Origin of the sequence: Gimesia alba, assembly GCF_007744675.1 — a bacterium.
Lineage (GTDB): Bacteria > Planctomycetota > Planctomycetia > Planctomycetales > Planctomycetaceae > Gimesia > Gimesia alba.
Map to the genome: position 1 here is coordinate 1,331,456 of NZ_CP036269.1, position 24,250 is coordinate 1,355,705.

Sequence of the window (24,250 nt, forward strand, 5' to 3'; positions counted from 1 at the left end):
TAAAACTGATAAATTCGCAAAAGTGAATTCACTTTAGGTGTTGAAAGAGGAATTGTCAAGCCTCTTCTACCCTATGGCAACCGAAGAGTTCCGGGTTTCCCCGCTTTGGTTTGACAGCGAATCGTGGCTTGGTTTCACCCTCTGATTTCAACTGAAATGAGACTCTCATGATGAAAGATCTTTCTTTAGCAGATGATCTGAATGGACAAAATGTCATTGACGATGAAGATAGTCCGTCGCTCGTAGATGAAGTTTACCAGAAATTGTTGTTGCGGATCATTCGTTGTGAACTTCCCGGCGGGACCGAATTGAAAAGCACCCAGTTGGCGCGCGAAATTGGTGTTAGTCGGACGCCCGTGGTGCAGGCGCTGGCTCGATTGCAGGCGGATGGGATTGTGATTCAACAGAAAAATCACCGGGCAGTTGTGAGGGAAGGGGCCGAAAACTGGTTAGTCGAAATTCATGAACTGCGCCTGCTTCTGGAACCCTCTGCTGCCGGTATGGCTGCACAAAAGATGGATGCAGAAGAGGTAACGCGATTACAGGCGCTGGCGTCTGAAGTTAAAACCTGCCAGCAGCAATATGAAGATGGCGATCAATCCAGCACTCACTTACTGAAATGGGGGGCCGCTTCTCGTGCGTTTGATTATGCCTTGCACCTGAGTATCGCGGATCACTGCGGCAATTTGCCCATTTGCGAAGCGATTCACAAATGCTGGAGTTATAAACGCGTCTCTTATTCTGCAGCTGGTGAATCTCCTGAAATCATGATTCGCGGGTTATATGATCATACTGTTCTCCTGGACTCATTACACAACGGCGATTCTGAGACGGCAGCCGCAGCCATGACGATGCATTTGCGAAATGCATCCCGAATGCGGCCCGATCGTTTGATTGTGTGACAGATTCAGTTGAATTTGTGAAATGCCGTTGAAAAGCGAGTCGGATCTTCTCGTAGCTCTTGAAACTTAGCTGAAACCTGTCAAAAATGACTTCGATCTGGTGCATACCAACAGCGCAGTCGTATCCTCTTTAGATTTAGAAATAAAAGGCAAACAACCGTCATGTCAGATAATCCACGTGTGATTTTGAGTGCATTTGCAGATGAAGCAGCCAATCATAAAACAGCCATCGAACAAATGGTGGCACTTTCTGCTTTGGGGCTAAGATACTACAGCCCTCGGTTTATTGACGTGAATGGCGATGGTAACGTCAAGCATGTGGTCGACCTGAATAAATCAGAGTACAAAGCACTGCTCAAGCTGCATGATGAATATGGCATGAATGTGACGAGCATCGGAGCACGTGTCGGTAAGATCAAACTCGTCGACAAAGACGATGGCTCTCATAATGTGTTTGTCCCGTTTAAGGAATATTTGAAAAAAGAAGTTGCGAATACCATCAATGCTGCAACCACACTGGGTACGAAACTGATCCGCGGTTTCTCGTTTTATCCTCCCAAAGGCGAAGATCCCAAACCGTATATGAATCAGGCCGTCGATCAGATTGGTCAGATTGTAGACCTGTGTGCGAAAGAAGGTCTGGTCTATGGTCTCGAGATCGAACCGAACCTGATTGGAGAAACGGGGCCGCTCCTGGCGGAACTTGCTCGCAAAGTTAAACGGCCGAATATGGTCACGATTTATGATGGCGGAAATATAGCCGCTCAGAATAAAGACGCGATGCAGTGCTTGAGTGAGTTTCATGATATGAGTAAATCGATGGGCTGGCTGCACATCAAAGATTACGCCGTCGATAAGGATCTGGAATGGACGGGCGTGGTCGATGAAGAACGCTTGAAGAATTTTGTACCGGCCAACGTTGGTGATGCCGGTCACGAATTTATTTTGCGTGAGCTGCGTGAGATGCTGCCTAAGATGGAAAAGAAAATGAAGAAACTGGGTGTGCCCGGTGTCTTTCTCGAAGTCGAACCACACTTGAAAGGTGGCGGCCAGTTTGGAGGCTTCAGTGGCCCGGACGGAATTGGCGTAGCGGTTCGGGCGCTTTGTTCTGTTCTGGATTATGTGGGAATTGATTATGATCTGCGCACGTTCAAGGACATTCAGGAACTGCGTGGTTTCTAATTCACCGTGTGCAGACAGCAGGGGGCGAAAGGCAGGCAGTATCGGTTTTAGAAAAAACTGTCGATCGCCCCATTTCTTTGCTACAATAAAAATAAAGTCGTTCAAGAGTAAAAAACAATGTCGTTTGATCCACAAACTCTGCAGGACATTATTGCCTGCCCGAAAACAAAAGCAAAACTCGTCTGTGAAGGCGATTTTCTAGTTTCGGTCGATCCAGACACGCGGCTCAAGTATCCCATTAAGGATGGCATTCCGGTGATGCTGGTTGATGAAGCAACCGAAGTTCCACTGGATGAGTGGGCCGACATTATGAAACGGCACGACCGCAATCCGGAAACAGGGGAATTAGTCTCCTGACCCTTTTATCAGCCAGAGGATTTAAGATGCAGAACACGTCGAAGAATTGGTTGTTTCAGATTGCCTTCATCGGGTGTTTTGGTATTTTTCTGGCAGACGTTTCATTGACCTTACCCGTAAACGCACAGGAATCAGCAGGTGCGGCATCAAAGTCGGATCCGCAGTTCGATGAAAATCCGCTTTATTTATATAAGCGTAATCACGATCCCAATGGGATTGGCAAGTTCTATCGAGGCCGTGAAATTGCCCGCGTGATGGGTTATCAAGGGGCTCCCTGGCTCGAACGGAAAACACGTGAGCAGGAAGAACGACTGTCATTACTTCCTAAAGCGTTAAAGCTGCAGCCGGGAATGGCAGTTGCTGATATTGGTGCAGGCAGTGGTGTGATTTCTGTCATTCTGGCCGAACATGTGAGTCCGGGCGGCAAAGTCTATGCCGTCGATGTACAACAGGAGATGCTTGATCTCCTGGCAAAGAAACTCAAGAAGGTGGGGGTGGATAATATTCACCCGGTTCTGGGAACCCAGAAATCTCCCGGGCTCAAACCCGAATCAATTGACCTGGCGATCATGGTTGACGTCTATCATGAGTTTGAATTTCCTTATGAGATGATGCTGGAAATTTCCAAAGCCCTCAAGCCCAAAGGACGGGTCGTGCTGGTGGAGTATCGCAAAGAAGACCCTGCGGTTCCGATTAAACTCGTGCACAAAATGTCCGAAGCACAGGCCAAAAAAGAAGTCTCCCGCCCGGAACTGAATTTGAAATGGAAAGAGACCATCGGGGTTTTACCTCGCCAGCACATTCTGGTCTTCGAGAAAACTACTGAGGAATAAACCTCAGTCGCGTGTCATGAACGACTCTGATCTGCTGCTGCAGAAATTGAGTGACAGATTTCAATTGATGCTGGACAAAATTGAATCCTCTTGTGAAATCAGCTCGAGAGCCTGCCTCAGATTCTTGCCAATTCAGGACTATTCCTCCTGAGGTGTCCCCTGTCAAGCAGTTTAAGCTAGAAGGACAGGGAAGAACGCTTTCTCAGTCTGGTGTATTTAACTCGCGCCTCTCCTTTTCCGCGTCGCTTCGCGTTCTATTTCGTCGTAATTGATTGGATTTCCAGAAATATTGACCCGATCCAATAAAGATGAATGACTAGAGCCAACTGATGATCTACACCCGACATAAGTTTAGACTCGTTGGTGAATACGACTAAGTCCTTCTATGATTTTGGCACTGATGATTAGATAGGTTAGGTTTAAGTATGCAGTTTTTGAATTTGCTTGAACAGCAAAGAAACTGGTCTCCCTGTATTCTTTATGTTGATGAAAATTTAAATCACTTTCGAGAATTTGAGGCAATCAATGCGGATCAAGGATATGAAATCCATCTCTCATTGAATGCAAAAGCCTCCCTGATGCTGGGGCTGAAAATTCAGCCCGATCTCATCGTTATCAGTCTCGATATACAGGAAGCGGATCCGATAGAGATGATCCGTTTTTATAAATCCCAGGACGCACTCGCCAATACGGCGATTCTGGCAACGTCTCAATTTCAGGAGTCTGAAACAATTGACCGTGCCCTGGAACACGGCGTCGATGATTTCCTGTTGCAGCCTTACACTGATGCTCTCGTCAGTAAACGGATTCGTAACACACTTCAGATCATTGCAATTCAAAAATCTGACCGGATCCAGATGGCACTCAGCAATATTCTGGAAGAATCGCTGAATGAGATTTATATATTCAGCGCAGAATTGTATCGGATCTTCTATGCCAGTCGCGGCGCCACCAATAACTTGGGATATTCGATCCAGGAACTACAGACGATGTCCCCCTTTCATTTTATGAAAGAGGATTCGGCATCCGAAGTCAAGGAAGCCGTCAATTCACTTCTGACAGGTTCCGATTCACAAGCATTTTTGAATGCCGAATTTCATCGAAAAGACGGAACGAATTATCCTGTCGAGATCTATCTTCAGAAGACGGTTGTTTTTTCCAAACCGGCGATTGTTGCTTTGGCGACAGATATTACCGAGTTGGTTCAACAGAGAGCGGAAGTGGAACGGTTGGCACGCGCTGTCGATTCCAGTGCAGAAGCAGTCTTCATTACTGATACCCGGGGCGTGATCAATTATGTGAATGCCGCTTTTTCAGAATTGTATGGCTGGTCCGCAGAGGAAGCGATTGGACACACACCCCGCTTCATCAAAAGTAAGCTCAATCCGGAAGAAATCTACCGCGAAATGTGGGATCAGTTACTGTCCGGAAATACCTGGCAGGGGGCATTAATTAATCGCCGCAAGCCAACTCAAAGGCTGGCATCCAGTCTGCCTCTGCTCGGACAAAACTCGCGACAGCAGCAGAACTGGCTGGACGATTACCGCTGGGTCGATATGACGGTTTCCCCGATTTTTGATCAGCGAGGAGACTGTATCTCTTATGTGGCGCTGCAACGCGATATTACAGAGAAAGTTCTGGATGAGAAAAAACAGGCACAAAAACATCTGCAGGCAGTCATTCGAGCCGGGGTGGCCAAAAGCCTGCAACAGCAGTCTACATTGAAAGTCAAACTGCATGAAGTACTGACGCGTCTGCTGGAAGTTCCCGAATACAAAAGTTTAAATCGAGGTTGTCTGTACCTCAATAATGATCAGACCCAGCAGAGTGAACTGATTTCTCAGTATGGAGAATTTCTTACTCCCCCCCCGCACACTATCATGAGTCCTGTTTCTCTGAGGAGTATGCGCCGTTTCCCGATACGGTCAGGCAGATGCAGATTATCAATCAGTGTCATTGTGATTGTACGACAAAAACGGAACGGCAGGAAAATGCATCCCATGGCCACTATTTAATTCCCATCAGGCATAGCAAGGAACCGCTGGGAGCTTTGGTTTTATTCAGCGACATATTTCCGGATGACGATCCTGACCAGATGTTGTTCCTGAATTCCCTGGGTGAGCTGATTGGGGTAGCGATCGCGAATGACCGTTTGACTGAAGAACTCAAATCGGCGCGGCAGGAAGCAGTCGAAGCCAATATTTCCAAAGATCTGTTCCTGGCAAATATCAGCCATGAAATACGAACTCCCATGACAGCGATTCTGGGCTATTCAGAAATCCTGATGGAACAACTGGAGCCGGGTTCTCAGGTAAAAATGATTGATACCATTAAGCAGAATGGCGATTACCTGCTTTGCTTAATCAATGATTTGCTTGACCTGTCAAAAATCAATTCTCAGAAGATGACTGTGGAGCTCATGTGTTGTTCTCCCGCAGAAATTTTGAATAACGTGGAAATTTTACTGAAAGTCAGAGCAGAGAAGAAGCATATTGAATATCTGACCGAGTATGACGGAGCCATTCCCGAATATATTCAGACAGACCCTACCAAATTAAAGCAGATTCTGGTCAACCTCGTTGGAAACGCAATCAAGTTTACTGATGAAGGATCGGTACGAGTCATTACCCGTTTTCTGAATGAAGATTCGTCTCCCTGTCTGGAAATCAAAATTGTGGACACTGGCGTTGGGATTACGGACGATCAGATGAAAAAACTGTTCCAGCCCTTCACGCAGGCGGATGCTTCCATGACACGCCGCTTCGGGGGGACGGGATTAGGCCTGACAATCTGCAAAAAACTGATCGAAATGTTAAACGGCTCGATTTCTGTAACCAGTATTTCATCTGTAGGGAGTACCTTTAATCTCAAAGTTCCTGTCGGAAATCCGGAAAAAGTCAATCTGCTTCAATATGATTCTGGCAGTCAAGGGCAGGCAGAGAATGCAGCAGATGTACCCGAAATTACAGGAAATCTAAAAGATCATTTTGGCTTTTCTCCGCGAATTCTGGTGGCGGAAGATGCCGTTGATAATCAGAATTTAATTGCCTTCATTCTGCAGAAGTGGCAGTGTGAATTGAAAATGGTCGAGAATGGTGAGTTGGCTGTCGAAGCAGCACTGCTAGCCGAACAGCAGGGCACACCTTTTGATATTATCCTGATGGATATTCAGATGCCCGTGATGGATGGCTATACGGCGACCAAACAATTAAGAGATGCCGGTTACGAAAAGCCAATCATTGCGATTACTGCACATGCCATGACATCAGAACTACAAGGCTGCCTTGCCGTTGGTTGTGATTCCTATACCAGCAAGCCGATCAATCGCAAGCAATTGCTTGGACTGATCTGTCAGTACACGAATCGAGAGCATGCTCACACCGTTGAGTGATGTGAGCATGCAACACACGTCAGTTGATGCGGACGAATCATTAATATTCGCCGATAACCTCTCGACCGGAAATCGTCCCCAGCGCAGTATAAACACCGAAATCGATACTGGCTCCGATCAAACGAACCGAACCATCGCCCAATAGAAATTGCGCGAGACCCACATGCGGGGCGGAAACATCGCGGTCATCACTGGTACTCGCGTTCGGAACGTGGCCTGTCTGGAACAAAACCATATGGCCGTGGTCGTCTGAGGCATCAGTGATTTCTCGGACGGCACCCACCCACGTCGTTTCATATTCAAAATGGTTTCCATGGACGGCGCCATTTCTGAATTCACCATTCTGGCGCTCTCCGACACACAGGGTATTGGAAAGTCCATCCGTGACATCACGCGAACGTGTGGAACTATTACGGCTGAACATCCCGGATCGCTGTTCCTGAGTCGCGTCCAGATCCGGCGGACCGAAGTTAGCCACGTAGCAACCCATCGCATAACGCTCTGCCGAACTTCCCATCTCCACAAACCCGTTTTCAGAAACTGGATCAGACGGGCATAACAGACCGGGGATGTGTCGCTCGCGTGGCTCCAGATTTACCGCGCTGAATATCGGTTCTGACAGATCAAACTGGTGATACAAATTAGCTTGATCCAGCATCGGCAGTAACATCGTCACCCAGCCAAAGCCAGACTGGTTGCCTCCCGTTCCCGGTTTATAAACATAGCCCGGGGGAAAACAGCCGTGGGTATCGTGATAATTGTGTAATCCGATTCCCAACTGTTTCAGGTTGTTTTTACACGAGAGTCTTCTGGCTGCTTCTCTTGCCTGCTGAACCGCGGGTAAGAGTAAGGCAATCAGAATCGCGATGATCGCAATGACCACCAGTAGCTCGATCAAGGTGAACCCTCTTCGAAGTATTTGTTTTTCTTTCATGGAATGAAAATGATCTTTCTATTTATGAACAACGATCGTTCCGCGCAAGCTCTGCGCAGATGGGGATCGTTTTCTGTTAAGAATCATTCTGTAGAATTGCGCGTAGCATCGTCCCGTTAGCAGTCATAGAGATTTCTGCAGGAGCGAATGCGCGCGAATTCTGAGAGAAGCCGCTTACCGGCTTCTCTACAGAAATTACGAGATGGAAACAGAAAGAACGATTTCCGGCGGTGGTACGGGAGGCGCTTCAGAAAGCGATTGATAACAGGAAGTGGTAAAGAGATTCAAATTAGCGTGTCCCTGTTGAACAGGCAGTCTGTTTTTGTCAGGGGGAAGCACCGATTGCCACGCGGAATACCATTCCGAAATGATCTGCGACCAGTGAAGGGAGCCGAGCAGCGGCCCTTGAGTTTTCAGGGATCGTTGATGTGCCGGTTCGGATGTATCAGCCGACGAATTTTCGGCTGAGGTTGTGCTGTTCTGTTTTGCCACGGAATCTGGTTTGGGTGAGCTGGTGTGTAACGTAAATTCCCACCAGAGTAGTGTGATGTGAATGTGAGTTTGAGGCGTGATCCGTTTGGAATGTGCATCATGACTATGATGATGGTGGTCATGTCCATGATGATGTGAATGACCGTGTGAGTGACGATGCCCGTGTGTGTGGCTATGAGGAGTATCGCCATCAGAGTGCGTATGTTCCACCTGCACCTGTAGAGATTGAAGTAGAATCCCCAACAGGCCTGCGATTCCCAGAGCCCAGGATAATTTGCGAAACGGTATCCTCATCACAATTCGACCATAATTCTGATCGAACCCAAAATCAATCCTGGTTAACCAGTCCAGACAGATGCATTATGGAATATTCATCGAACATGCTGTGCATGTAAGTAGAACACCTGATACACAGTCTGATGAACGCTGCTGACGCTGTTAAAAAAGCGGGACACCGTCTAGTTGTTCGCGATGGTCGCTGGGAACAGGTTCTCTTTGAGCTCTGCGAGGGAGTCGGCATACAGGTCTGCTGCCTGCCGATCCTGTGCACTCACCGGGTGTCCGGTCCCTACCAAAGCCGCAGTACCAATGCCGGCGGCCCGACCTGCGGCGATATCAGAGCCTTTATCGCCGGCGAGAATCGATGCTGACAGATCCAGATGATATTTCTGTGCCGCATCCAGCAGCATGCCGGGTCCCGGTTTGCGGCACTCGCACTCTCGACAATATTGCTCTCCACCATACCGTGGGTGGTGGGGACAGTAAAACACATCCGTCAGCGGTAAGTCGCGCCGGACAAATTCGTGTTTCATCCATTCCGTCAGCTCCAGGAACTGGGCTTCGCTATAATACCCGCGTGCGATGCCTGCTTGATTCGTGACGACGATCAGACAGTATCCGTTATTCACGGCGGCTCGACAGAGCGCAAAAATTCCGTCAATAAATTCGAAGTCTTCAATCCGATACAGATAGTGTTTCTCTTTATTAATTACACCATCACGGTCGAGAAACAATGACTTTTGTCGAGCTGGCTTCACCTGCATTACTGAATCAGGCTGCCCGTTTCAGAGAGAGGGGCTGGTCGGAATCGGATGAATCCAGATCCAGTTTAAAGTTGAACAGAGCCGCTTCGACACATTCGCATAACGTGTGTTCGAGTACTAGATGCACTTCCTGGATTTGGCTTGTCAGTTCGCCGGGAGCAATCACGCACACGTCGCATAGCGAACGGACTTCACCGCCGCCATGTCCGGTGAAGATAATGCTGGGAACCTGTTTTTCCTGGCAGGCCTCTACTGCTTTGACAATATTGGGAGAATTGCCGGAGGTCGTGATTCCCAGGAAAACATCATTCGGAGTCAGCTTACCTTCCAGTTGCCGCGAGAATACAACGTCGTAACCATAGTCATTCCCGATGGCAGTCAGAATTGAGCTGTCAGTCGTTAAAGCCTCAGCTGGAATGGAAGCCCGATCTTTACTCAGGCGACAGACAAATTCCGCTGCCAGATGCTGCGCGTCTGCTGCTGAGCCTCCGTTACCTGCCAGATACAATCGACCGCCGTTTTGATAGCTCTGGAGTATCAGATCTACTGCTTTCGAAAACTCCTGCTGCATTTGGGTATCGTCCAGCAGTTGTTGTTTGGCAGAAATGGATCGTTCCAAATTGCGGCAGATAATTTTACTGGCCTGATGCATGAGATCAACTTCTCCGTCCCTGGTTATGCGCTCTCAAAATCCCACAAATTTCGCAGTGGTCTCCATCCTGTAGACCGCCCGCATCTCAGTTTGAATTGGGGTGACTTCAGTCAAACTCTCAGTATACCGGATTTCGAAAAATACAGGCAAGATAAGTTTTCGCAGTTTCAGAGGCCATCGATGCACATCAGCACCAGTTCTCGAATGGAACAGTAGAGTCTTTAAGTCGATATGAATACAACAGTTGGAGGGGCACGCAAGACGGAAAATGATTGTACTTTTTACAATCGTGGCAGTCAGGCAGGCGTATGTTGTGAGAGTAGATTCTGCCCACAAGAAAACAGGGGAGATACCACAAATCGAGATCGATTTGCCTGAGGAACAGAAAAAGAGGGTGAGTAACGGGATTTGAACCCGCGACCTCCGGAATCACAATCCGGGAGTTTTTCAGAAAACCTGAAAATTGTCTTGATCCGACTGATCCGAGTGATCGTTACAAGCTGCCCCGGATGGAATACTGGGTGTTATGCAAAGCCTGCGAAGAGAAACGAGAGATGCGTCAATGTTAGTTTTAACCAGAAAGATCAACGAAAGAATTTTAATCGGCGACAACATAGTGCTCGAAGTAGTCGCGATCAGAGGTAACCGGGTCCGATTGGGGATCACCACGAATACCGGCGTGCGAATCGTGCGGGAGGAGTTGCTATCTCTGGATGAGAGGTCAGAACTGAGCAGCCGCCTACTGTTGTGATTTAGTGGCTGTTAATTTCTCGCCGCGCGCACAGAAAATAAGGGCAACTCGAATCACCCTTATTTTCTGTGATCAACGGACATTGGCAGCAGGTGCAGTTCCGATTCCGTGCCGTCAGGATTGCGGATCACGATATCTGAGCCATCTTTCTGGGCACTCCACAGAAGCTCGTACACGGCGATTGAAAAGCGGATCACTTCGGACATTGACTCGGCCTCCGATGCTTTCCGGAGTCGCTCAACCCGATCTTTCACGGCTTTCGGTAGCTCTAAGTTGATTCGAACTTTGTTAGGTATCTTTTTTGGCATGACAACTCCTTTATAGAGAAAACCGGAGCCAGCGAGCCTCCGACGCTGACTCCGGTTGAGGGTACTGAACGAGTGCGGTTCCATCTAAGGCTCTCCACTGGGGAATCTACCACAGATTTGCAGCGGAGTTAAAGGTTTCGCACTCATTGTGATAAGCGAATTCGGTTTCACGCGGCACAGTGCGGAATACGGTGCCGACGATGTCTCGCGGTCGAGATTGTCGATCCCGACAAAGAACATCGACCAGGATGCGAGGCAGCACATCATGGTGAGAGTGTAGGTGGGTGGCGGTTGGTGCATCACGACATAAACCACACAGACGCTTCGCCAACTTTGCGGTGGATCTGCCGCCACTATTCACCCCCTTTCGTCAGCATCCTTAAAGCCAGCTTCGTCATTGCGGTCTCAACCCCACCTTCGATATCCTTCGTTGTCACCGATGGCAGGAACCTCCGCAGCTGTTCCATTGATCGTGGGAAGTCGGTCCACGACCCGCCGTTCACCCGGAATTGCCAGTTGTCGCCTTTGGGACTTTTGCGAATCTCCGACGTCGTGCCGCACTTCATAAGGATGACTTCGAATTCGTTGCTTGACGAATGGGTGTGAACAATCTTCTTTGTGAAGTGCCACTTCTGGTCGGTTTTGTTCCACTCGTAATGGTGATCAGTTTGCTCGACCAGGCGTTCCCCATCGCGAATCAATTCGCGGCATTCCGAATAACCGGCGCGGGTCTTTCCTTCCTTCGGGTAATCGACACGGCGATTATTTAGGATGCCGCCAACAGCAAAGGGGCGGTCGAAACCACGGATTACGAACTCGCCAATCTGGCCGATCAGCTCGTCTCGGCAGGTTTCGCGATTAACGTATTTACCGCTTCGGCGAAGATAGTGATACAGGTCGTCGTCCTCACGAACCAGGCAGAAGAAGAAAAACTCGTCGCTCTTGTGTTCGAAGTATCGCCACGGCCTGCGACCGAGACAGTCTCGCGGTTGACCGGATTTTACCAGAAGGACTCCCACGACACCGCCGTGAGGCGAAGAAAAGAACCTGAGCGTTTTAATCTCCGAGCCGAACATCATCAAAGCGACGTCGGGTTCAATCCTATCTTTCGTCAGTTCGCGGTATCGCTCGACGGTGATTTCATGTTTCAGCATTGGTTCGTTTCGCCTTCCGTAGCACATAGAACTGCTCAGTCTGCCGGTCAATCAAATGGTCTTGCCCGCACTCATGGCAGTTTGCAATATCGTCAACCGGGAACTTGTAGCAATCATCAGTGAGCGGTGCTTCGCTTATGGTTTCTCCGGTGTTCGGGCAGGTCGCTCGCCCCCATATGTCGAGCAGTCCAATGTCCTCAAGTCGCTCGACAACGTCCACAACTGCAAAGTGCGGAACGCCGAGCACCTGTGAATCGTGAACCGGGTCAATCATTAAGTTGCGGTTTTTCAACGGGTCACCGTCGGTGGTGTCGGCTTCGATTCGCCTGCGGAAGTCGTCAAGGATCGCCGAAACAAAAAGCAGGGGAGTGCCTTTTCCCTCGAAGACAGATGGAACACACTCTTGGTCAAAGCTCTGGTAAACCTGATTGTAAAGCTTCTTTAGTGACTTCAACCCTAAGGGTGCTTCAATCAGCCCGTGCGGGCCGAAAAACTCAAATCGACCGATCATCACTGCGATTGAATCCTGTCTGAATTCAGAGGCGAGTTTTTCCAGGTCGCCGGCGACATTGCTCCGCTCAATGAGCGGAAGCTCCATTACCCAGCAGGCGTTCTGCCATGGATCGCCGGAAAACGACGTGCCAGAAAAGTGTATCGGCAGACAGTAAGCTTCCAGTATCTCTGACAGCTTGGCTACGAATTGTGACCACTCCTTTTGAGTCAGCTTGTCGTCACTGTTTCCAATCTGGATAACAACGCAGTCTGTGTCCACGCTCATCAATACACCCCTTCCGCTTTAACGATCCGATTGTTCGATTCAAGGTAATGCAGTTTCATCACGCAGTACTTTTCCTCGGCGAGATGAAAACTCGTCATCCATTTCCGCATTGACCTGTATGCCATATCTTCACGTTCGAAGGTCTCGATGATTTCTTTTTCCATCACCACGGCGTCTTCCGAGTCGCTGGAGTAAGTCAGTTTGATCAGGGCGAATGGCTTCATTGGTTACTGGTCTCCATCTCTTCCGCAGACTCGCGATACGTAAAGCACGCCGATGGCCTGCATGTGAAGGTAGGGGCAGTCATTATCTTCAATGACGCGAAGTTGTATCACCGGATGGTCTCCATCAGGGCATTCAGAAACACTGGCAACGCAGCACTCTACAACTCGGAAGTAGATGCCACCTCGTTTAATCATTGAATCGCTACCTTGTACTTGGGCTTTGTGTAATTGATACTGAGGCGGTCGCAGATCTCCATCATCGCCGGCTTCCACCTCGGCCACTCCTTGATCTCTTCCTCGTTAAACACGTGCTGAAGCTGTTCATCGGACAGGGTGAATAACAGCGATAGACTTGCTGATATATGGTAAAAGCTGACGGTGTCCCGATCCTTGCTAATAGCAAAGTCGAACGGATCTCCGTGCACCCGAATCAGGTCGAAACCTTCAGGGTACTCAGCGAGAGCCCTGAAGTTTGCTTTGCATCCGTGTTTCTTAAGGATGTCTGCAACACCCTTAATAGAAAGACCGAACCTGTCTCCGAGAACCTTGTTTAACATGAACCTCTTGAGCTCTTTTAAGTTCTCTGTGGCAATTGTAATTTCGTTTATAATCTCTGCCATATCACCCATGGCGAAGACATCTTTTGCTTTTGTGAATTCGATCACATGGTTCTTGTTTGCGAGTTTCAACAATTTTCCGTCCCACTCAGTGGAAACGACTTTCATTTCCTCGAAGTGCAGACCGCCGGTGGTTTTCTTAACGTAAACTCTGTCGCCTTTATTAAACATCGTCTCACCTCATCACGTTTGGAATCAAAAAGAAAACCGCACCACCGAGGCAGTGCGGCGTTGAGCTAGAACGTCAGGAACATTTCGGTGAAGTCCTCGAAGATACCGACCAGCTCGTCACAGGCGACGTTGTTGAACTCACCGGCCTTCGTCAGGGTACGTTCAGTCGTGAAGAACTGCACGTCGTAGAGGTCAAGTGCGTTATAGGCGATGCGAACCCGGTCGGCTTTCTCTGACCCTTTGAAGTCGAACACGAGAGTGTTGCCGTTGTCATCTTTGTAGAACTTTTTGACGCCGAGCATCATGCGAACTCTGCGTGCTCCACCGATCTGGCCAAGAATGATTTCCGCGACTCCTGAATTTGTTGTACTCATCGTTTTCACTTTTTCGTTTGGATAAAGAACTCTTAACTCTTATATCGTCAATTATAACGAACGGCATAAATAACGCAAGGGCAAAATGTCACGAATCGCAAAGTTTTTTGCAACGCGGGCAAACGTGCTCCATGCCGTCTTTCGATATGGCCCAACCGCGATTTCGCAGCCATCTCTCATCGGGATAGCAGGCACCGCCAGTCTGGAAACTCGTCGGGGCTAATTCGCGCACCTTGCACTCTTCGGGGCATTCGTCACATTCGTCACATTCAACGATGATTTCTTCAGGGACTCGTATCGTCATTTCCTCAGCTCCTCAGCTCCTCTGCGGTGCATTTATTTCCGCGTTTCAGATTGCATGGTTCACAGGCCATGCATAGATTGTCGCTTCCATTTCCGCCACCGTGACTGAGTGCAACGATGTGGTCAAGGGTCGCCTCGTTTTCGGGAACGTAAAACCCACACCATTTACAGAGGCCTTTTTGCTTGTTCCAGAGCAACTGTCTCACTCACTTGTTTTTCTCCTGGCTGTTGCGTTCGTGCCGTTTTTCCTGTCGAGGCGGTTTCGTCGCTGCTTTGATCGCTTCGAGAGGTGTTCCTTTGACGCCGCTACTCATTCCCTGAATGTAGTACGACGATCCCCTCTTCGTGACTGGGTATACGTTTACGATCCTCAGACCACCCCTGATCTGCCAGTGGGCCTCAGTCACCTCGACGGCTTGCAGCTTCGCACCCTGACAGAGGCGGGCGAAATGTTCGAATGAGATTTTGCTTTTCATAAATCGGCTACACCTCGATCTGTCCGGCGATGACGCCAACAATCAAGATGACCAGGGCGGACAGCCACAGCGGGCAAAGCACCCAGATCCAGGGCCACTTGATCGCACCCCAGAGTTTCATTGCGGTGAACGTGCCGCCGAGCAGGGCGGCTAGGATGAATACTTCCATGATTTTATTCTCCTTGATTTGTAAAACTCGTTTAAACTGATGTCCGGGTAACTGCTATTACCCGGTCATCGTGTTGACTCAAGACTTGAAAAACATTCTGACGGATCTTCACACACAGAAACCTGCCTGCCATAGTCCCAACCACGGACTACGTATTCCCCTTTAGCTTCGCCGCATTCAATAGAATTTACCGTAAAGCGGAATACCTCTCGCGATATCCCGATCACTAAATACAATTTCATTCCTGGATAGACTGGCTTTTTATCATGTGTAATAGGAAGATACCCATCCAGATAATCCATCGAAGCTAAGGCAGACAGAATGCGATCCCACTCGGAAGTTGTATGATGTTCATAATCCAGAGTTGTGTTTCCGTCCTTATCCTTTGATCCACGATCGTAAAGACCAGTGCTACTGCATATTAAATGGACTTGAACCAACTCAGCGTCGCCGTTTTCATCCGCCCAGAGGTTGTTCATCTCATCTTCCGCACATTCAATCGCGTCTTGGAAAACACCGAACTCTCCGATTGAGTCACCTGCTGAATAAACTTCGTAAGCCATGATTTACCTTTCTAAACATGATTAAAAATAATGGGTGGGTAATTGCTATTACACGGTCATTGCCTGTGATTCGATGTACTGTTGGTTCAACTCTCTGGCTGCTCTGTAAACTCGTTGCCACTCCATGTTCCGCTTTTCGTCTTCAGTCATGATGCACAGCTCAACAGCACCGGCCTTTATCGCCTTTGCTCGATATGATTTACAGATGTCAAAATGGACCGCCTTTCCGGGAATGCCGAGATGCTGAATCCATTTTGGATTTACCCCGATCTTTCTGGCCATTGCAATCAACTCTTCGATTGATTCATCGCTCATCATGTGGCACATGATCATTCGTCGAAATTGCCCCTCGTAATCATCTACATAAACAGTCACGTTATCCCCCTTTCAATGGGTGGGTAATTAGCGTTACCCGGACATTACGCCGATAACAGTTCGCGAATGGTGTCGCCGCCGTATTGCCCGTCGCACAACTCAATCACGCGCTCCAGTGGCAACTCCTGCGTGTCTTCCGGTAACCCGAGTGACTTAATACCAGCACGCAAACCGCTTTCGCAGGCGCCCGTTAGGAGGCGGTAGTCGTTAAAGGTGACCACTCCGCGAGACTTAATCTGCTTGACCAGCTCATCCGCATTGAAGTTGGCTTGTTGCTCTTTAAATCTCACGTCGCGAATTGCGGTCGCCAGCGAATCACCATGCGCCGTGTATTCTCCACAACGCGCGACAAAACAACGGTCGCCGTCCCCGCGACCGTTGAAATAAGCGGCTTTGTAATATTCACATCCATTTTTTATATGCGATGATGAAAGACGCTGCATCGCGGCGCCGTCAATCGTTTCGAGATAGATTGAATCACCCTGATAAATCTGATCTGGACTGGTCAGACTTCGCAGGTCCAGGGTGCCGCCGGCACTGAGCGTGACGCCTTCCGGCAGACTGGTCAGACTTCGCAGGTCCAGGTAGCCGCCGGCACTGAGCGTGACGCCTTCCGGCAGACTGGTCAGACTTTCCAGGTACAGGTTGCCGCCGGCACTGAGCGTGACGCCTTCCGGCAGACTGGTCAGACTTCGCAGGTACAGGGTGCCGCCGGCACTGAGCGTGACGCCTTCTAGTTTAGCTTTTGAGTCCTGCTCTAAAACGAGCTGATAGAGTTCTTCGATTGTCATTTCGCCCTCTCGGTTTTCTAAATATGGAAAAAATAATGACCGGGTAACCGTTATTTCCCGGTCATTTCGTTAATTCAGTATTCCTGAGAATACGAGCATTCGACCGAGCCATGTTTGCCAGATAGTTTTTGATATTGCCTTCAGTGTTATTAAGATCTACTCGTTCAATTTCCTCGGCAAATTTTTCCAGAACCTGTGCAGCGATTTCCAGTTCGGCGTGTGACGTAACCTTTGGCAGCCAGTCTCTTGCGTTTTGTGGTTCACTCATCGTTTCGACTTTCTAAAAGTGGTTTAAAATAATGGGTGGGTAATTAACCTTACCCGGTCATTGTTACACGATTTCTGTCACAACTTCGGTTTTGACGCGACGTCGTGCCAGCATGTTTTGTTCTTTACGAACGTCTAAGCCGACCGCTCCTCGACCATTTTTCAGAGCGACGGCAGCCGTTGTTCCGGATCCGGAAAACGGATCTAACACCAGGCCGCCAGGAGGACAAAAAGACTTCACGAAAAACTCAACCAGACTTTCAGGGAAGGGGGCTTCGTTCTCGTGTGCGAGCTTCGAGCCCATCAAACCGCCGCCGACTTTGCACTGAATCACGTTTCCAGGATTCGCTTTTACCGGTGGCACGTATGCGATTTCGGTCTGTGTGTCTCCGTCTCGAGATACGCGCGTTGCGGATTTGGTTGTAAACTGGTGAGATGGTCGAGATTTAGCAGTTTTGAGAATTCCATTTTTTCCACGTTCCCCGCCGCCCCATTGATTGCGTCTGGTTCCGTCAGTCAGCCGGTGACTCATTTCACCGCCTGGTGCCCACTTGGGTGGATGCCCCATTGCTGTATTGTCAGACCAGGGCAGTTTTCCTCCACTGGTCGCACAGACAATGAATTCATAATCATTCCGCAGCCAGTCGGGACCACCTGATCCAGGAATTCCAACACGCTGGAAGATCGGCGGTTTTCGAATTGTGATTCCCCGATTGACCAATTCCGCAAGTAAAAGAACAGGGGTTCCAGAGTAGGAAAACTTTTTCGTTTTTCCTTCAACGACGAATGCAACCAGACCGTCTGTGATTCGCACGGCTTCACAGACGATATCCGCCATCCAGTCAACCCACTGATTACCCTTCAGATTAAAGTCTATGCCGTAGCTTCGCGCGTCTTCGTATGGTGGGGAACCGAAAGTAAGATTGAACGAATTGTCCTCCCGCTTTTTCATCCATGGCAGACAGTCCGTTGTGATAAATTTGTTAGTCAAATTCGTTTCTCCTCGTTTAAAGTTAATGCTGCATCGGCTCCAGCCGCTGCGTTCCACACTTCGCGTCGATGATTTCACCGACCAGTTTGATGACCCGTTCTTTCTGCTTGTTAACCTTACGGGTTGTTGTAGAGACAGCCCCTTTCAGCTGACTTTCCTTGCGTCCCCGCTCCAGGATCTCGGAGTGCTCCAGCCGCTTCTTTGTGTGTGACCATCGGGCGACGCCCTTGTCGTCGTGGACCACACTGGCGGTGTGTGCTTTCATTTCACCCTGTCGGTCTGACTGCTCACCTTCAAGGCGAATCAGGTCGCGCCACGCTTGTTCGATTCCGTGGGCGAGGTCCGTGATCAGGTCGTCACTGTCTTCGTAGAACGGAAGAGGTTGCTGATTTTCGAGCGGGGTGTATTGCGACGGTTTTGTTGTTTTGATTTCTTTCATCGGTAATCTCCGCTGTTGGATTAAATGTCGTTAAGTAGATCCGAACTCTCGCAGGTTGACTCACGCTTCATCGGCTTGACGAGACAGGCGAAGTTGGGTTCGGGTGATTTAACGTTGATGTGTTTCGCAATTACAATTTTCGCTATATCAACACCGTTGTGCTCAAGCCGCATCATGGCGGGTAGGTAGTCGGCAGTCCTGATAGACTTCGCAAGCTTCACGATAAAGGCGGGGCGAACCCAACTGGGATCACCTGAGGGCTCTCCCTGCTCTCGCCACCTGCGGACGAAGTCAGCTATGTCTGGGTATCTGCCGTTCAGGCGGGCTAATGACTCAAGTGTCACATCCTCGAATGTTCCGCCGTTAAATGTGACAGTCGCTTTCTGAGTCTTCTTTTCGTCCTGACCCGGCCCTCGCTCTTCAGCGGTAATCACGGCAGTTCGGTATTTGTTTTTGACGCCCTTAACCGCCTTGGCAAGCTTCGTCGGGATTGTGAAGTTGAAAGACGGAGCAGGGGATTCGCTGCGATACATGACCATTCCTTCGCCGTCGGTCGCCACGACGACTAGGTTACCCTTCGAGTCCCGCGTGAAATGCACGCCATCGACGCTGTTGGATGTCCCCCGGTCGAGGATCTCGCAGGCGGCCATGATTAACTTTGCTTCGACTTCGATTGTTGTTTGCATAATTTGCGATTCCTGCAAAATGCAGGCGGGGTGTCGTATCAATCCGGGCAATCTGCTAGAAAAACCCCGGAGACACCCCGCCTGCGGGCCTTACTACTTATCGATGATCACCATGACGGTGTTAACATTGGTTCCTGATGACTTGAAACTGCCCTCAGGCAGCGGTTCCCAGTGCCAACCGTTGACTTCCAGCCAGTCGCGGAAACCAGCGGATCTTGTGTCCTGTCGGAATGTGAAACCATCGGACATTACGGCGACGAGGCGACCCCCTTCGGTCAGGAAGTCGTAAGCTCGCATCACATGGTTGATGTCCTGAAATCGTGAGAACGGCGGGTTCATAATAATTGTCTGGAATGAGCCGATTCGATTTTCGTAAAACGACAGAAAATCACCATTCAAAAACCGCACATCACAGAACGGCTCGTCAATGAATTCGTTCAGGATCCCCAGCGAATATTCCGGGTTGATGTCAATTCCGAGAACATCGACACCTTCACTGAACCCAAGTTCGTCAACCTCGTTTGCAATCGCCCGGATAATTGCGCCTTTGCCGCAACCCGGCTCAAGGATCGATGTTCCATCCGAGATTCGAGCAGCGGTGACGAGCTTTTCCGCCACTTCCGGCGGCGTCTCGAAGAACTGATATGCTTTCTTTAGGTCAACATAAACCCCGGTCTCGCAGGCATCGATCACAGACTGCATTGCGTCTTGATCTTCGAATAGTGTCGACCGCGACCTGCGGTTCCACTTGCCACCGAGAGCTTCGAGGACCTTCGCGACTTTCTGGTACATCGCACGGTCCAGCTGCGGCATTGAAAACCCGAAGGTTTCGTGATTCCAGAGCCCCGACTTGATTGCTTCGATCACATCCGAGTCGATTTGCTTCTCGCCGATTTTTGTTGTGTCGACATTCACGCCGTCACCTCGTTTCGTTTGGATTTGAAATATAACCAACGGCATAAATTAGCCGTTGCAAAAGACTTACTTCGTCAGCCTCTGCTCAATCCGCTCGTCGATTTTCTGGTCAAGGAACGAGAAATCGACACTGGAAAAGCACTCGGACAGAACCTCGATAACCACCTGTTTTATTGCATCGCGGGACACGGCAGCAGGGGCCGGGACCAGTTGGTCCGCGTCTGGACTGGATTTCTGTTCCGTTTTTCGGTTAGAATCATCGTGATCAGCATACATTGACGGGTCGCCTACACATTGTGTGTGAGCCACGTCGCCGGTTGCGGTGTTTATACTGACCGCGTCGCCGGTTTTGATTTTGGTGCCGCAAATCACGCACCACTGATTGACAGTAACGGAAGAACTCATGGGCTCACCTCTTTCGTTTGGATTGTGAAACTCAACTCACTTATACGGTTATTATAACTATCGGCATAAACAACGCAAGAGATAAACGAGGATTTTTCAAGAAATGGCCAGACCAGCCCAGCTTAGTAATGTCGATAATGCGAAAGAAACCCTGAGGCAGAAGAAAAAAGGCACTGTGAGCTACGTGCTCTTGGATCGCGTCATTAAAAAGATGCAGACAGGCATGACGCTTTACGAACTCGCCAGCGAGGTCAGCGATCACTCGAAAATATCGGTTGCGCAGCCTACGTTGCACCGCTGGGTGACCGGGACCCGCGAGAATATCAATATTCAGACGGTTGACGCACTGGCGAAGTATTTTGACCTTAATCTGAAATAGGGAGCCTGCCGAATGGGGGAGCACTTACTGCCAATCAGCCTGATCGCCGGATTGCTACTGGTAGCATTCGTCGGTCACAAAGCCGGATACATCAAACTTGGCGAAGCCGTGCGAGAGTACCGTCACGCCCGCGATGAGGCCGAACGAAAGTTTGCCGAAACGGTTCAGCCAGAAAGCGAGCAGAAAGAAGACCTCGTCGGGAAAAGGATCGTTGGCGCCATTGTTGGCGCAGCGGTTTGCTCTGGGATTGTAAAGCTGCTGTTTTGGTACTTCGGATGAATCACGAGGTGTACCAGCTCGTGACGGACCTGCTTGAAGCCTGCGGGGGTCGGCGTAATAAGTATAGAGACCGCTTAGACCTGTTGGCAGAAACGCTTGGATTTTCTTCTGATTCAGCTGTCTGCCGGATCATCCGCAAGAGAGAGCCGCTACCACATCAGATTAGATACGTTGCACGCGAAATAGCGACCAAGGCTGTTGATCGGCACTTTGAACTTTAATTCAATTCAAACAGTGCGAGCGATTTGTCTTTGAACTCTCCGCCAAATTCGGTACAACCCTCATTGATGATCTCCACCGGATCGGGGAAACAGAACGGCCCCGACTGCAGGTTGACCGGACGCCAATACCCGGTTTGAATGTCACGGTTTTCACGACCGGGGAACGTGGTGGTAAGTAGATATTTCGAACCGCTGGCTTTAATGTTTGCGATCGCCGCGAACACGTCCACATCAGAGAAGTGTACCAGGCAGTCGCGACAGAAGACAAGATCCACTTTGGGGAGTTCTGATTGCGTGATGTCCAGCCTGCGGAATTCCTTGCGATAAATCCTCCGGTTTCGCTCAACGATTGCTGGCACAATGTCTCCGCCGATGTATTCCAGATGCAGTGGAACGTGACGCATCCAATAGAAGTCGCCGCAGGGCAGGTCGAGCATGCTCTTGATCTGATATTTTTCAATCAGCTTCGGGAGTTGCTGCCGGATCACTCTGGTCTGCTCCAGGGTGGAGCCGGTGCCGGACACGCTCTCAGGACTGCCCCAGCCGTTGGTGCTGTAGATTTTTTCAAACAGATCTCTCATTGCGAATTGCTTTCCTTGTTTCTAAGTGGACACTACCCACTCCCCGCACGAGTGCTTAATTGGGTCTGCTAATATTTCACGGTACTTGGCGATTTCAGATGGACATAGCCTGCTGGTGATGCTTGACGATGTGTCCTTGCGTACGACTCCGTCGTGATCGATCCAGTAGTAATCTGCCTGCAAGAACATTCCGCCATCTGTCAGTAAAACACAGATCACCTGTTCCTCTTCATGGAATTCTACTTCCGTAATGTCGTACCCGGAACCGTCTGAGTAGGGATACTTTTTGCCGTGATGCTCCTCTTTCAATTCTTCATACAGCTCATTTATGGTTTTCTTTACAAGATTGGTCATATGTTTCTCCTTTTTAATAATCGAAGTCCTCTTTAAAGTGCTCTGCCACCAGCGATCTCAATTCAATCGTCCACACGATGCGGGATCTGATCTCGTCGTATCGTGCCTGGTCGCGGGAGACATTCAGACGCGGGATCTCTGGCACTGGCTGCTTCACAAACGGCAGCTTCAACACGTCTTCCGCGAGACTCTCAACGCGGAGGACGTAATCGGCCTGACAGGTATATTCGCTTTGTTTGGAAATCCAGTCGAGCCGCTCGCGTGTGAATTGACCGAACGGAATATCAAAACCCATCACCAGATTCTGATACAGATAGAAAGACTCCCAGCGTGCAAACGGTTCGCGGACGCTCGTGATGACCTTATAGCCTTTCAGTTCATCCGGAATCACAAAACGGTGACGCTCGACGATTTTCGTTCCGGGGATTTTTGCGTCGGGGTCGCCGTAGTATTCAAAATCGTAGTGATTAAGCAGCCATTGACTCAGTGCGATGCCCGCGCATTTCCCAGCGTGGATGAATGTGAATTGAATGTCGTGATTAACCAGCATGTTTAACATCCCCCACGAATCGCTGACTCGTACCTCGTGATCAGTCGCCCCGGCGAGAATAATTTCCAGGCGACGTATTTCGCCCGCTCAATCCGTTCGTCACCGGTGATCGCGTCTAAAACCGCATCAGTCAATTCGATGACCGAAGGGTCGAACGGCACGCCATAAACCAGTGATCCGTGATCACGCTCTAATTCGGGGATCATCCCCGCCGGAGTTGAAACCACAGGGCAGCCTGCCAGCCAAGCCTCCGCTGCCACCAACGGCCCGCCCTCATACGTGGCAGCCGTTACCACACAATCCAAGGCAGCCAGCACCGTTCCAATGTCCTCAACGCGCGGAACAATGGTCAAGCGATCTCCGCAAAGCGCTTTGGTTTCGGCAATAACCTGATCACTCTGCCAGCCTTCACCGACATACACGGCGTGAAATCCTTTACCCAGTCCTGCAACCGCCTTCGCCGTCGCCAGCGGGTTTTTGTCCATCGCAAACCGTCCAATGTAACCAACGGCTTTCGCTTCCGGACTGATACCCCATTCCCGCCGCACTTCATCGCGATCGCGTGACGGGGCACAGCGGGAGAAATCAACGGCGTTATAAATCACCGCGTAGGGCTTCCTCGTCGCTTCCTGAATGCACTCACCTGCCGCTTCCGATACTGCAACCAAAACGTGCATCGAGCCCTTAGAGAGGCTCACAGAGAGATTCTTACGGGTCCATTCACATTGACCATGCGAAATCACTAGAGAGGGCTTGGAATTCCAGTTGGTCGAATCGATCTCGTCGTTGCTTTTTGTGTAACCCCACAGGTTCACCAAGTCCGATTCGTCGACGACTTTCTGACAGGCATTTTTCACAACTGTCACCAGCCCTTGAAACTTTGGGTCATTCCTCGTGCAATAGATCGGGCAATACCTCAGGATGCGTTTCGCTGTCTCAATGTCGAACACTTCAGAATTGCCAATTGCAAACCCAGACCATTCGAGCCCGTGATCTACCTGAGTATCCATCATCGTCAGGAGTAGTCGGGTCACGCCACCCATCGCCATGTTAGGCATGCAGACACCGAGTCTGATTTTCTTCTCTTTGAATTCGGCCTGCCATTCCTTCAACCGACAGACGGAAGGAGAGACTTCCCCCCAAAGTTCGCAGTAATTATTACCGCTACGTGCGTATCTCGCGCAGTCTTCCTGATACACCGTGCATTGTTTGCCTTTTCGCGACTCGCATAAGTTACACGACTCTATTCTTGCGCCAAACTGCTTCGTCGTAATTTCAGTTGGTATTAGCTTGCGATATCTCTTCCGTAATTTAATTGCATCAAACATTCTGATTTATTCTTG

The 24,250-nt window shown here is 49.6% G+C and carries 38 protein-coding genes; 9 read left to right on the top strand and 29 right to left on the bottom strand.

Annotated features, from left to right (window positions below; all coding sequences use genetic code 11):
* The first annotated feature begins 167 nt into the window (after nucleotides 1-167).
* From Pan241w_RS05115 to Pan241w_RS05140, 6 genes are all read left to right on the top strand, one after another.
* Entirely contained in the window at nucleotides 168-902 is a 735-nt protein-coding gene (locus tag Pan241w_RS05115; protein WP_145211923.1) for a GntR family transcriptional regulator, read from the top strand.
* A 162-nt stretch (nucleotides 903-1,064) separates the two neighbouring features.
* On the top strand, nucleotides 1,065-2,084 hold the full coding sequence (locus tag Pan241w_RS05120; RefSeq protein ID WP_145211926.1) for a sugar phosphate isomerase/epimerase family protein: 1,020 nt from the start codon (nucleotides 1,065-1,067) through the stop codon (nucleotides 2,082-2,084).
* 117 nt (nucleotides 2,085-2,201) lie between these two features.
* On the top strand, nucleotides 2,202-2,441 hold the full coding sequence (locus Pan241w_RS05125; RefSeq protein WP_145211929.1) for a Trm112 family protein: 240 nt from the start codon (nucleotides 2,202-2,204) through the stop codon (nucleotides 2,439-2,441).
* A gap of 26 nt (nucleotides 2,442-2,467) precedes the next feature.
* Nucleotides 2,468-3,274 (top strand): class I SAM-dependent methyltransferase, encoded by an 807-nt coding sequence (locus Pan241w_RS05130; RefSeq protein WP_145211932.1) that lies wholly within the window; start codon nucleotides 2,468-2,470, stop codon nucleotides 3,272-3,274.
* A 425-nt stretch (nucleotides 3,275-3,699) separates the two neighbouring features.
* Nucleotides 3,700-5,289, top strand: a complete 1,590-nt coding sequence (locus Pan241w_RS05135) for a PAS domain S-box protein (RefSeq protein WP_145211935.1) — start codon at nucleotides 3,700-3,702, stop codon at nucleotides 5,287-5,289.
* 35 nt (nucleotides 5,290-5,324) lie between these two features.
* Nucleotides 5,325-6,665: an ATP-binding protein gene (locus Pan241w_RS05140; RefSeq protein ID WP_198000329.1), complete on the top strand. Its 1,341-nt coding sequence runs from the start codon at nucleotides 5,325-5,327 to the stop codon at nucleotides 6,663-6,665.
* 40 nt (nucleotides 6,666-6,705) lie between these two features.
* Here the strand turns inward: Pan241w_RS05140 and Pan241w_RS05145 are convergent, their stop codons facing one another.
* The 4 genes from Pan241w_RS05145 to Pan241w_RS05160 form a co-directional block, all read right to left on the bottom strand.
* The gene (locus tag Pan241w_RS05145) at nucleotides 6,706-7,599 is read right to left on the bottom strand and encodes a DUF1559 domain-containing protein (protein WP_145211941.1); all 894 of its coding nucleotides are present in this window, start codon (nucleotides 7,597-7,599) and stop codon (nucleotides 6,706-6,708) included.
* A 195-nt stretch (nucleotides 7,600-7,794) separates the two neighbouring features.
* The gene (locus Pan241w_RS29270) at nucleotides 7,795-8,385 is read right to left on the bottom strand and encodes a hypothetical protein (protein ID WP_198000330.1); all 591 of its coding nucleotides are present in this window, start codon (nucleotides 8,383-8,385) and stop codon (nucleotides 7,795-7,797) included.
* 164 nt (nucleotides 8,386-8,549) lie between these two features.
* On the bottom strand, nucleotides 8,550-9,134 hold the full coding sequence (gene gmhB / locus Pan241w_RS05155; RefSeq protein ID WP_145211944.1) for a D-glycero-beta-D-manno-heptose 1,7-bisphosphate 7-phosphatase: 585 nt from the start codon (nucleotides 9,132-9,134) through the stop codon (nucleotides 8,550-8,552).
* 7 nt (nucleotides 9,135-9,141) lie between these two features.
* Entirely contained in the window at nucleotides 9,142-9,786 is a 645-nt protein-coding gene (locus Pan241w_RS05160) for a D-sedoheptulose-7-phosphate isomerase (RefSeq protein WP_145211947.1), read from the bottom strand.
* Between the two features lie 562 nt (nucleotides 9,787-10,348).
* On the opposite strand from Pan241w_RS05160, the gene Pan241w_RS05165 reads away from it, so the two are divergent.
* Nucleotides 10,349-10,537, top strand: coding sequence for a carbon storage regulator (locus Pan241w_RS05165; RefSeq protein ID WP_145211950.1), 189 nt, complete (start codon nucleotides 10,349-10,351; stop codon nucleotides 10,535-10,537).
* A 59-nt stretch (nucleotides 10,538-10,596) separates the two neighbouring features.
* Here the strand turns inward: Pan241w_RS05165 and Pan241w_RS05170 are convergent, their stop codons facing one another.
* From Pan241w_RS05170 to Pan241w_RS05265, 21 genes are all read right to left on the bottom strand, one after another.
* Nucleotides 10,597-10,845, bottom strand: a complete 249-nt coding sequence (locus Pan241w_RS05170) for a ribbon-helix-helix protein, CopG family (RefSeq protein WP_145211953.1) — start codon at nucleotides 10,843-10,845, stop codon at nucleotides 10,597-10,599.
* Nucleotides 10,846-10,929: 84 nt separating this feature from the next.
* A complete protein-coding gene (locus tag Pan241w_RS05175; protein WP_145211956.1) occupies nucleotides 10,930-11,199 on the bottom strand; it encodes a hypothetical protein in 270 nt (89 codons plus the stop codon).
* Complete coding sequence (locus tag Pan241w_RS05180) at nucleotides 11,199-11,999, bottom strand: hypothetical protein (protein ID WP_145211959.1); 801 nt, start codon at nucleotides 11,997-11,999, stop codon at nucleotides 11,199-11,201. The genes Pan241w_RS05175 and Pan241w_RS05180 overlap by 1 nt, the downstream gene beginning before the upstream one ends.
* Entirely contained in the window at nucleotides 11,986-12,777 is a 792-nt protein-coding gene (locus Pan241w_RS05185; protein WP_145211962.1) for a hypothetical protein, read from the bottom strand. Before Pan241w_RS05185 ends, Pan241w_RS05180 begins: the two co-directional genes overlap by 14 nt.
* Nucleotides 12,777-13,001 carry a hypothetical protein gene (locus Pan241w_RS05190; protein WP_145211965.1) on the bottom strand — a complete coding sequence of 75 codons (225 nt, stop codon included), beginning with the start codon at nucleotides 12,999-13,001 and terminating at the stop codon, nucleotides 12,777-12,779. The genes Pan241w_RS05185 and Pan241w_RS05190 overlap by 1 nt, the downstream gene beginning before the upstream one ends.
* 3 nt (nucleotides 13,002-13,004) lie before the next feature.
* Nucleotides 13,005-13,196, bottom strand: coding sequence for a hypothetical protein (locus Pan241w_RS05195; RefSeq protein ID WP_145211968.1), 192 nt, complete (start codon nucleotides 13,194-13,196; stop codon nucleotides 13,005-13,007).
* A complete protein-coding gene (locus tag Pan241w_RS05200) occupies nucleotides 13,193-13,789 on the bottom strand; it encodes a hypothetical protein (protein WP_145211971.1) in 597 nt (198 codons plus the stop codon). Before Pan241w_RS05200 ends, Pan241w_RS05195 begins: the two co-directional genes overlap by 4 nt.
* A gap of 65 nt (nucleotides 13,790-13,854) precedes the next feature.
* A complete protein-coding gene (locus Pan241w_RS05205; RefSeq protein WP_145211974.1) occupies nucleotides 13,855-14,163 on the bottom strand; it encodes a hypothetical protein in 309 nt (102 codons plus the stop codon).
* Nucleotides 14,164-14,251: 88 nt separating this feature from the next.
* Nucleotides 14,252-14,467: a hypothetical protein gene (locus tag Pan241w_RS05210; RefSeq protein ID WP_145211977.1), complete on the bottom strand. Its 216-nt coding sequence runs from the start codon at nucleotides 14,465-14,467 to the stop codon at nucleotides 14,252-14,254.
* Nucleotides 14,468-14,471: 4 nt separating this feature from the next.
* A complete protein-coding gene (locus Pan241w_RS30005; protein WP_145211980.1) occupies nucleotides 14,472-14,672 on the bottom strand; it encodes an HNH endonuclease in 201 nt (66 codons plus the stop codon).
* The gene (locus Pan241w_RS05220; protein WP_145211983.1) at nucleotides 14,673-14,942 is read right to left on the bottom strand and encodes a hypothetical protein; all 270 of its coding nucleotides are present in this window, start codon (nucleotides 14,940-14,942) and stop codon (nucleotides 14,673-14,675) included.
* A 7-nt stretch (nucleotides 14,943-14,949) separates the two neighbouring features.
* Nucleotides 14,950-15,111 (bottom strand): hypothetical protein, encoded by a 162-nt coding sequence (locus Pan241w_RS29275; protein WP_198000331.1) that lies wholly within the window; start codon nucleotides 15,109-15,111, stop codon nucleotides 14,950-14,952.
* 65 nt (nucleotides 15,112-15,176) lie between these two features.
* Nucleotides 15,177-15,674, bottom strand: coding sequence for a hypothetical protein (locus Pan241w_RS05225; RefSeq protein WP_145211987.1), 498 nt, complete (start codon nucleotides 15,672-15,674; stop codon nucleotides 15,177-15,179).
* Between the two features lie 48 nt (nucleotides 15,675-15,722).
* Nucleotides 15,723-16,049, bottom strand: a complete 327-nt coding sequence (locus Pan241w_RS05230; protein ID WP_145211989.1) for a DUF4031 domain-containing protein — start codon at nucleotides 16,047-16,049, stop codon at nucleotides 15,723-15,725.
* Nucleotides 16,050-16,093: 44 nt separating this feature from the next.
* A complete protein-coding gene (locus Pan241w_RS05235; RefSeq protein WP_145211992.1) occupies nucleotides 16,094-16,840 on the bottom strand; it encodes a hypothetical protein in 747 nt (248 codons plus the stop codon).
* A 61-nt stretch (nucleotides 16,841-16,901) separates the two neighbouring features.
* Nucleotides 16,902-17,108: a hypothetical protein gene (locus Pan241w_RS05240; RefSeq protein WP_145211994.1), complete on the bottom strand. Its 207-nt coding sequence runs from the start codon at nucleotides 17,106-17,108 to the stop codon at nucleotides 16,902-16,904.
* A 63-nt stretch (nucleotides 17,109-17,171) separates the two neighbouring features.
* Nucleotides 17,172-18,098: a site-specific DNA-methyltransferase gene (locus Pan241w_RS05245; protein WP_145211997.1), complete on the bottom strand. Its 927-nt coding sequence runs from the start codon at nucleotides 18,096-18,098 to the stop codon at nucleotides 17,172-17,174.
* A gap of 22 nt (nucleotides 18,099-18,120) precedes the next feature.
* On the bottom strand, nucleotides 18,121-18,537 hold the full coding sequence (locus tag Pan241w_RS05250) for a hypothetical protein (protein WP_145211999.1): 417 nt from the start codon (nucleotides 18,535-18,537) through the stop codon (nucleotides 18,121-18,123).
* Nucleotides 18,538-18,557: 20 nt separating this feature from the next.
* Nucleotides 18,558-19,265, bottom strand: coding sequence for a hypothetical protein (locus tag Pan241w_RS05255; RefSeq protein WP_145212001.1), 708 nt, complete (start codon nucleotides 19,263-19,265; stop codon nucleotides 18,558-18,560).
* Nucleotides 19,266-19,316: 51 nt separating this feature from the next.
* Nucleotides 19,317-20,138 (bottom strand): methyltransferase domain-containing protein, encoded by an 822-nt coding sequence (locus Pan241w_RS05260; RefSeq protein WP_198000332.1) that lies wholly within the window; start codon nucleotides 20,136-20,138, stop codon nucleotides 19,317-19,319.
* Between the two features lie 66 nt (nucleotides 20,139-20,204).
* Nucleotides 20,205-20,543, bottom strand: coding sequence for a hypothetical protein (locus Pan241w_RS05265; protein ID WP_145212008.1), 339 nt, complete (start codon nucleotides 20,541-20,543; stop codon nucleotides 20,205-20,207).
* A gap of 103 nt (nucleotides 20,544-20,646) precedes the next feature.
* On the opposite strand from Pan241w_RS05265, the gene Pan241w_RS05270 reads away from it, so the two are divergent.
* Both Pan241w_RS05270 and Pan241w_RS05275 read left to right on the top strand, forming a co-directional pair.
* Entirely contained in the window at nucleotides 20,647-20,922 is a 276-nt protein-coding gene (locus Pan241w_RS05270; RefSeq protein WP_145212011.1) for a helix-turn-helix domain-containing protein, read from the top strand.
* A 12-nt stretch (nucleotides 20,923-20,934) separates the two neighbouring features.
* Nucleotides 20,935-21,201 carry a hypothetical protein gene (locus Pan241w_RS05275; protein WP_145212014.1) on the top strand — a complete coding sequence of 89 codons (267 nt, stop codon included), beginning with the start codon at nucleotides 20,935-20,937 and terminating at the stop codon, nucleotides 21,199-21,201.
* Nucleotides 21,202-21,418: 217 nt separating this feature from the next.
* Here the strand turns inward: Pan241w_RS05275 and Pan241w_RS05280 are convergent, their stop codons facing one another.
* Genes Pan241w_RS05280 through Pan241w_RS05295 form a run of 4 tightly spaced genes read right to left on the bottom strand, consistent with a single transcriptional unit; the run spans nucleotide 21,419 to nucleotide 24,235 of the window.
* Nucleotides 21,419-22,003, bottom strand: a complete 585-nt coding sequence (locus Pan241w_RS05280) for a class I SAM-dependent methyltransferase (RefSeq protein ID WP_145212017.1) — start codon at nucleotides 22,001-22,003, stop codon at nucleotides 21,419-21,421.
* A 21-nt stretch (nucleotides 22,004-22,024) separates the two neighbouring features.
* Entirely contained in the window at nucleotides 22,025-22,357 is a 333-nt protein-coding gene (locus tag Pan241w_RS05285) for a hypothetical protein (protein ID WP_145212020.1), read from the bottom strand.
* Nucleotides 22,358-22,370: 13 nt separating this feature from the next.
* Nucleotides 22,371-22,907 (bottom strand): hypothetical protein, encoded by a 537-nt coding sequence (locus Pan241w_RS05290; protein ID WP_145212023.1) that lies wholly within the window; start codon nucleotides 22,905-22,907, stop codon nucleotides 22,371-22,373.
* A gap of 2 nt (nucleotides 22,908-22,909) precedes the next feature.
* Nucleotides 22,910-24,235, bottom strand: a complete 1,326-nt coding sequence (locus tag Pan241w_RS05295; RefSeq protein WP_145212025.1) for a glycosyltransferase family 4 protein — start codon at nucleotides 24,233-24,235, stop codon at nucleotides 22,910-22,912.
* Nucleotides 24,236-24,250: the final 15 nt, after the last annotated feature.